This window comes from Kitasatospora sp. MBT66, assembly GCF_000710405.2.
GTDB classification, from domain to species: domain Bacteria; phylum Actinomycetota; class Actinomycetes; order Streptomycetales; family Streptomycetaceae; genus Kitasatospora; species Kitasatospora purpeofusca.
Window position 1 is genome coordinate 927,532 of record NZ_JAIY01000004.1, and the last position, 6,581, is coordinate 934,112.

9 protein-coding genes and 1 pseudogene are annotated in these 6,581 nt (G+C 74.7%); 2 read left to right on the forward strand and 8 right to left on the reverse strand.

The window, feature by feature from the left end:
* Window positions 1-264 precede the first annotated feature (264 nt).
* Window positions 265-759 carry a carboxymuconolactone decarboxylase family protein gene (locus tag BI06_RS10825; protein WP_030397825.1) on the forward strand — a complete coding sequence of 165 codons (495 nt, stop codon included), beginning with the start codon at window positions 265-267 and terminating at the stop codon, window positions 757-759.
* A 14-nt stretch (window positions 760-773) separates the two neighbouring features.
* Window positions 774-1,598: an isocitrate lyase/phosphoenolpyruvate mutase family protein gene (locus BI06_RS10830; protein ID WP_043467221.1), complete on the forward strand. Its 825-nt coding sequence runs from the start codon at window positions 774-776 to the stop codon at window positions 1,596-1,598.
* Here BI06_RS10830 and BI06_RS10835 read toward each other — a convergent pair.
* The 8 genes and pseudogenes from BI06_RS10835 to BI06_RS50535 all read right to left on the reverse strand — a co-directional run.
* Complete coding sequence (locus BI06_RS10835) at window positions 1,588-1,869, reverse strand: hypothetical protein (RefSeq protein ID WP_082558431.1); 282 nt, start codon at window positions 1,867-1,869, stop codon at window positions 1,588-1,590. The two genes, BI06_RS10830 and BI06_RS10835, sit on opposite strands and share 11 nt — an antisense overlap.
* 5 nt (window positions 1,870-1,874) lie before the next feature.
* Window positions 1,875-2,141 (reverse strand): hypothetical protein, encoded by a 267-nt coding sequence (locus BI06_RS47940; RefSeq protein ID WP_030397828.1) that lies wholly within the window; start codon window positions 2,139-2,141, stop codon window positions 1,875-1,877.
* A gap of 59 nt (window positions 2,142-2,200) precedes the next feature.
* Window positions 2,201-3,307, reverse strand: coding sequence for a cytochrome P450 (locus BI06_RS46120; protein ID WP_233290092.1), 1,107 nt, complete (start codon window positions 3,305-3,307; stop codon window positions 2,201-2,203).
* On the reverse strand, window positions 3,271-4,905 hold the full coding sequence (locus tag BI06_RS53340; RefSeq protein WP_233290093.1) for a cytochrome P450: 1,635 nt from the start codon (window positions 4,903-4,905) through the stop codon (window positions 3,271-3,273). Before BI06_RS53340 ends, BI06_RS46120 begins: the two co-directional genes overlap by 37 nt.
* On the reverse strand, window positions 4,902-5,528 hold the full coding sequence (locus BI06_RS10850) for an ATP/GTP-binding protein (RefSeq protein WP_051740650.1): 627 nt from the start codon (window positions 5,526-5,528) through the stop codon (window positions 4,902-4,904). The genes BI06_RS53340 and BI06_RS10850 overlap by 4 nt, the downstream gene beginning before the upstream one ends.
* The gene (locus BI06_RS10855) at window positions 5,506-5,859 is read right to left on the reverse strand and encodes a DUF742 domain-containing protein (RefSeq protein WP_030397832.1); all 354 of its coding nucleotides are present in this window, start codon (window positions 5,857-5,859) and stop codon (window positions 5,506-5,508) included. Before BI06_RS10855 ends, BI06_RS10850 begins: the two co-directional genes overlap by 23 nt.
* Entirely contained in the window at window positions 5,856-6,269 is a 414-nt protein-coding gene (locus BI06_RS10860; protein WP_043467224.1) for a roadblock/LC7 domain-containing protein, read from the reverse strand. The genes BI06_RS10855 and BI06_RS10860 overlap by 4 nt, the downstream gene beginning before the upstream one ends.
* Window positions 6,253-6,581: pseudogene (locus BI06_RS50535) on the reverse strand (hypothetical protein); the annotation flags it as partial. The pseudogene BI06_RS50535 and the gene BI06_RS10860, both read right to left, overlap by 17 nt.

Below are 6,581 nucleotides of genomic sequence, written 5' to 3' on the forward strand. Positions count from 1 at the left end.
AAGTGTGCGGAGACCCGAGCCCTCCCCCTTGCTCCGCCCCGATTCGGGCCTTCCCCGCCCTTCCCCGCCCTCCTCCGCACTTTGCAAAGTCACACTTTGCAAAGTGCGGAGTGCAAAGCAGGGACGAGGGGAGAGAGTGGGAGTGACCAGGGGAGGGCGGGCGGCAGCGGCTGCCGCAGCGAATGCCCGCCACCGGAGTGGCCCACGATTTCCGCGCCCGAACGTACCGAAGCGTCAGGCCACCACGCCCCTAGGCTGAGCGCTATGACGACCACGAACAACACCCCCGTCACCCCCGCCGACACCCCGGTCCCCGCGCCCGCCCAGCGCATCTCGCTGCCCGACCTCGCCCCCGACTTCTACAAGGCGATGATCGGCCTGGACCGCCGGGCCCGCCAGGGCGTGGACCCGGTCCTCGCCGAGCTGGTCAAGGTGCACGCCTCGATGATCAACGGCTGCGCCTTCTGCATCGACATGCACAGCACCGACGCCCTCGGCCACGGCGAGCAGAACCACCGCCTGCTCTCCCTCCCGGCCTGGCGCGAGACCCCGTGGTTCACCGCCAAGGAGCGCGCCGCCCTGGCGCTGACCGAGTCCTTCACCCTGCTCACCCAGGGCCATGTGCCGGACGCCGTCTACAACGAGGCGGCCGCGCACTTCGAGGAGGCCGAGCTGGCGCAGCTGATCGCGCTGATCATCACCATCAACGCCTGGAACCGGATCGGCGTCGGCACCCGGCTCAGCCCGGCCGCGAAGTAGCGGGGCGGCGGACGATGACGGTCGAGCAGCGGGAGAAGGCCCGCGTCCTGCGCGAACTCCACCGCCCGGGCGAGCCGCTGGTGCTCGCCAACGTCTGGGACGCGACGAGTGCCCGGCTGGTCGCGGTGGCCGGGGCGCGGGCCCTCGCCTCCGCCAGCGCGAGCGTCAGCTGGGCGCTCGGCCGCGCCGACGGCGAGGGCGCCGACCGCTCTCGAGTGCTGGCGCAGACGGAGCTGATCGTGCGCGCGGCCGGCCCGCTGCCGGTCACGGCGGACCTGGAGCGCGGGTTCGCGGAGACCGCCGCGGGCGTCGGCGGGACGGTCGGAGCACTGCTCGCCACCGGCGCGGTCGGCGTCAATCTGGAGGACGGGGGCCGGCCGCTGGCCGAGGCGGCCGAGCGGATCGCGGCGGCCCGGGCGGCGGCGGACGCGGCCGGGGTGCCGCTGTTCGTCAACGGCCGCACCGATGTCTTCCTGCACGCCGGGGGCGCCGCGGACCCGGCGGAGCTGCTGGACGAGGCGGTGGCCAGGCTGCGGGCCTACGTCGAGGCGGGTGCGGACGGCGTGTTCGCCCCGGGGGTGTCCGATCCGGCGGTGATCGCCGCACTGGTCGGGGCCGTCCCGGCGCCGCTCAATGTGCTGGCCGGGCCGGGCTCGCCGTCGGTGCCGGAGCTGGCGGCGCTGGGCGTGGCCCGGATCAGTCTGGGGCCCGGTCTGGCGAAGGCGGCGTACGCGGCGGTGCGCCGCGCCGCCGAGGAGGTGTACGGGGACGGAACGTACTCCGCGCTCGACGGCGGGCTCGACTACGGGGAGTTGCAGGGGCTGTTCGTCAGCCGGTGAGCGCGCCGAGGGTGCCGAGCGTGCCCACGGCGTGGTTGACGATGTTGCCGTTGGAGCAGGTGGTGGGCCCGGCGCCGTGGCTGCCGAGGGCGGGGACGGCCGCGAACTCCTGCAGACAGGCCGCGGCGGCCGCGAAGTCCGGCCCGGTCGCCGCGCCACCACCGGAGCCCGAGCCCGAGCCGGAGTCCGGGCCCGAGTCCGCGGCGAACGCGGCGGTCGGTGCGGCGGCCAGCGCCAGCGCGGCCAGCAGGAGCGCGCCGGGTCGCCGCACGCCGCTCACAGGCCGTGCCCGATCTCGCCGCTGAGGCCCGGGTGGGTCATCTGGTTGGTGCCGATGGCCTCGATCTCGCTCGCCGTACCGCCGACCACCGGCAGGTCCTTCGCCTCGTGCAGCAGCAGGTCGGCGGGCGAGAGGGTCATCCCGTTGGACAGGCCGCCGAGCGCGTCCGGGGAGGCCGCGGTGGAGGTGGCGGCGGACGCGGACGGCACGGCGGCGGCGAGACCGGCCACGGTGAGGGCGGCCAGGGTGGCGAGTTTCTTCATGAACCCCCCAACGACCCGGCCGCCCCGAGGTCACCGCGGCCCGCGCGGCGACCGGCGGGTCAGACCGTGACCCGCAGCGTGCGCACGCTGTTGCTGACGAACGAGGCGATCGGCTCCGGCTCCGGCCCGTCCGCGAGCGCGAGCCGGGGGTAGCGCTCGAACAGGAACCGCAGCGCCGTCTCCGCCTCCAGCCGGGCCAGCCCCGAGCCCAGGCAGAAGTGCGGGCCGTGCCCGAAGGACAGGTGCCGGTTCGGCTGCCGGCCGAGGTCGAAGCGGTCGGCGTCGGGGTAGTGGGCCTCGTCCCGCCCGGCGGCCGCGTACGAGGCGAGCAGCGCCTCGCCGCGCCGGATCACCACGTCGCCGACCTGGATGTCCTCGGCGGCGTAGCGGAGCGGGAACTGTCCGACCGGCGAGTCGTACCGCAGCGTCTCCTCGACCACGGCCGACCACGGCACCGTGCCGTCCAGCACCGTCCGCAGCTGCTCGGGGTGGGCGAGCAGGGCGCGCACCGCGTTGGTGATCAGGTTGAGCGTGGTCTCGTGTCCGGCGACCAGCATCAGCAGCAGGGTGCCGACGAGTTCCGGCTCGCCGAGCCGGTCGTCCTCCGCGCGGGCGGCGATGAGGTCGGTGGTGAGGTCGTCACCGGGTTCGGCCCGCTTGGCGGCGACCACCGAGGCGAGCAGCGCGAACAGCGACTGCTGCGCGGCGGCGGCGGCCCCGGGGGTGGCGGAGCTGGAGACCAGGATGTCGGACAGTTCGTGCAGTTCGTCCTGCTGCTTGGGCGGCAGGCCGAGCAGTTCGCCGATCACCTGCATCGGCAGCGGGTAGGCGAAGTGCTCGCGCAGGTCGAACGCGCCGTCCAGCTCGCCGATCCGGTCGAGCAGGGCGGTGGTCCTGGTCTCGACGGCGGGCTGCAGGGCGGCCACCCGGCGCGGGGTGAAGGCCTGGGTGACGAGTCCGCGCAGCCGCCGGTGGTCCTCGCCGTCGACGGTGATCATGCCGGGGACGGTGACGAAGTTGATCAGCGGCCAGCCCTCGGGCAGCCGGCCCTCCCGGAACTGGGTCCACAGCTGCGGGTTCTTGCCGACGCGGGGGTCGGCGAGGAGCTCCTGGAGGGTGTCGTGGTGGGTTATCGCCCAGACCACCACCCCGCCAGGGAGTTCCACCAGGACCGCCGGGCCGGCTCCTCGGAGCCGGGCGTTCTCCCCGTGCTGGTCGCGTCCGAAGGCGTCGAGGAGGACGGGCTCGGGTCTTCCGTTGCCGAGGCCGTCCCCGAGGCCGTCGCCGAGGTCGTTCTCAAGGCTCCCCCCGACGCCGTCCCCGGCGTCTGCGGAGTCTGCGGTATCTGCGGCGGTGTCCATGCGGAGGGCCTCTCGGGAGCTGGCGGGCGGGGCGGGGTGAAGGCGCTGTAGAGCACCGGCAGGCTGATCAGGGCGCGCGACCAGGGGGACGGGCGCCAGGCCAGCTCGTGCGGGGGGACGGCGAGTTGGAGGTCCGGCAGGCGGTGCAGCAGGGTCTCGACGGCGGTCTCGACGATGATCCGGGCCGGGTGCTGGGCCGGGCAGACGTGCTTGCCCGCGCCCCAGGCCAGGTGGGCCCGGTTGCCGCCGATCGACGCGTGCCCGATCGACGCGTGGCCGTGGGCGCCGGGGCCCTGGGCGGCCGGGTCGGCGTTGGCCGCGGCCAGGCCGAGCACGAGCATGTCGCCGCGGGCGATGAACTGGCCGCCGAGCACGGTGTCCGAAGTGGCCCACCGGCCGGGGAAGTTCTGCGTCGGCGGGTCGCGCCAGAGCACCTCCTCCAGCGCGTCGGCGACGGTCAGCCGGCCGCCGGTGAGGGTGGCCCGGAAGCGCCGGTCGGTGAGCAGCAGCCGCAGGGTGTTGCCGGTCCAGCAGATGGTGGTCTCGTTCCCGGCGATCATCAGCACCACCAGGTGGTGCACCGCTTCCTCGTCGGTCAGCCCGGCCGGGTGGGCGAGCAGCCAGGAGGTGAGGTCGGCGCCGGGTGTGGTGCGGCGCTGTCGCACCAGGTCGACCAGGAGGGCCTGGAACTCCTGGTTGGCGCGCACCGATTCGGGGCCGCTGTCGGCGATGTGGCTGATCAGCCGGATCAGGTGCGCGCCCGCCTCGTCGGGCAGGCCGAGCAGTTGGGTGAAGACCAGCAGCGGTAGCCGGCGCGCGTACTGGGCGACCAGGTCGGCGGTGCCGTCGGGTCCCCAGCTGTCGATCAGCGCGTCGGCGGCGGCCTCGGTGGTCTCGCGCAGCTGCCGGTGGTCGACCCGGGCGAGGGTGTCGGCGACGGCGGCGCGCAGCCGCTGGTGCTCGGCGCCGTCCAGGTTGAGCAGGGTGGGGCGCCAGGAGGTCATCGGCTGGAGCCGGGAGTCGGCGGCCAGCCGGCCCTCGGCGGGGACCCGCCAGCGGCGCGAGTCCTTGGAGAACAGCGCCTCGTTGCGGGTGAGTTCGAGCAGTTCGGGGTAGCCGAGCACGAGCCAGGACTCGACCCCGGGTTCCAGCTCGATCGGTGCCACCGGGCCGTACTGGGCGCGCAGCCGGGCGTACAGGCCGTGCGGGTCGTCGGCGACGGCGGAGCCGTAGAGCGGGGTGAGCGGCACTCCGACCGGCAGTCCGCCGGGCAGGGTGCCGCCGTGGGCCGCGGTCGGTGGGACGCCGCCGTGGCCCGTGGCGGGGGGCACGCCGCCGCCGGCCGCGTGCGCGGGGCACCCGGGCGGCGGGACGGCCGTCGTACCGGGCTCGGGAACGGTCATCGCTGCGGCTCCAGGACGGAGGTGCGGTACAGGTGGTCGACGAAGTCGATCAGCAGGTCGTACGCGGCCCGCCGGTCCCGGGCGTCGCAGTACAGGATCGGCGCCCCGGGCAGCAGGTCCAGCGCCGACCGCAGCTCCTCCTCCGGGTAACTCGGGGTGTCCGGGAAGGTGTTGACGGCGACCGCGAACGGGATCTGCTGCTCCTCCAGCCGTCCGAGCACGTCGAAGCTCTCGTCCGGACGCCGCAGGTCGACCATGGCGATCGCGCCCAGCGCGCCGCGCGACAGGTCGTCCCAGAGCGGCCAGAACCGCTGCTGTCCGGGCGTGCCGAACAGGTACAGCGCGAGCCGGGGGTTGAGGGTGATCCGGCCGAAGTCCAGCGCCACCGTGGTGGTGGTCTTGCCGCCGCGCCCGGTGAGGTCGTCCACGCCGCTGCTGGCGGCTGTCATGGTCTCCTCGGTGCGCAGCGGGGAGATCTCGCTCAGTGAGCCGACCAGGGTGGTCTTGCCGACCCCGAACGGGCCGGTGACGAGGATCTTCACCGCGCCCTGGACGGACGGCGGCAGGTACTGCGGTGCGGCGGGCGGGCCGGCGACCGGGTCAGCGGAGTTGGCGGAGGCCAACGAGTACCTCTTCCAGAAGAGTGGTGGGCAGGCGTTCGGCCTGCGGAACGGGCGGGAGTACCTGGACGGCGCCGAGGTCCCAGAGATCGCCGACCAGGACCTTGACGACCCCGAGCGGCAGCCCCAGGTGGGCGGCCACCTCGGCGATCGACAGCAGGCTGTGGCAGAGGTCGAGGATCCGCCGGTGCTCACGGTTGAGCAGGGCGTGCTCGGGGAGTTCGGGCCGGTCCGCTAACGCGACGACCAGGCTCTCGAACGCCAGCTCGGTGCGGGTGGGCCGGCTGCGGCCGCCGGTGATGACGTAGGGGCGGACCGGACCGCCGCCGCTCACCGCTGGCCCCCCGCCGCGAGATCGGCGCGCGGCGGGCTCGTGAGGTGGGTGCCGATCCGCTCGACCAGGACCTGCATCTGGTAGGCCACCAGGCCGGCGTCGACGTCGTCGCCGGTCACCACCGCCAGGTGGGCCCCGGCCCCGGCGGCGACGATGAAGAGGTAGCCGCCGCCGTACTCGATCACGATCTGCCGGGTCGCGCTGCCGCGGCCGCCGAAGCCCTGGGCGACACCGCGGGCCAGCGACTGGAGGCCGGAGCAGGCCGCGGGGAGCCGCTCCGCGTCCTCGCGCACGATGCCCTCGCTCCGCCCGATCTCCAGGCCGTCGTTGGACACCACGACGGCGTGCTGGACCTGCGGGACGTTGACGATGTCGGCGAGCAGCCAGCCGAGGTCAGGGGTGGTGGTCATGGAACTCTCCGGAGCGCTGGGGAAGCTGGGGGGAAGGGGGAAGGGAAGGGTCGTGCGGGTCCTGGGAGCCGGTCCGGGCGGCCGAGCGGCCGCCGGCGGTGCCGGCCTGGAACATCGACATGAACGCCTGGGCCTGCTGCGCCGAGCGGTACGGCGGGGCCGGCGGCGGGGTGGGGGCGGCGTTGGCGGCGTGCCGGGTCGCGGCGCGGCCGCGGCGGTGGCTGCGGCGGGGCAGCGGCGGCGGTGCGTCGTCCGGTGCGGCGACGGGTGCGGCGTCGGTCGACGGGTAGCCGGTGACCGGCGGGTACACGG

Coding starts and splice junctions, on each gene's coding strand:
- BI06_RS10860 (WP_043467224.1), bottom strand. CDS start 6,269: ATGACCACCACCCCTGACCTCGGCTGGCTGCTCGCCGACATCGTCAAC.
- BI06_RS10830 (WP_043467221.1), top strand. CDS start 774: ATGACGGTCGAGCAGCGGGAGAAGGCCCGCGTCCTGCGCGAACTCCAC.
- BI06_RS10825 (WP_030397825.1), top strand. CDS start 265: ATGACGACCACGAACAACACCCCCGTCACCCCCGCCGACACCCCGGTC.
- BI06_RS47940 (WP_030397828.1), bottom strand. CDS start 2,141: ATGAAGAAACTCGCCACCCTGGCCGCCCTCACCGTGGCCGGTCTCGCC.
- BI06_RS53340 (WP_233290093.1), bottom strand. CDS start 4,905: ATGACCGTTCCCGAGCCCGGTACGACGGCCGTCCCGCCGCCCGGGTGC.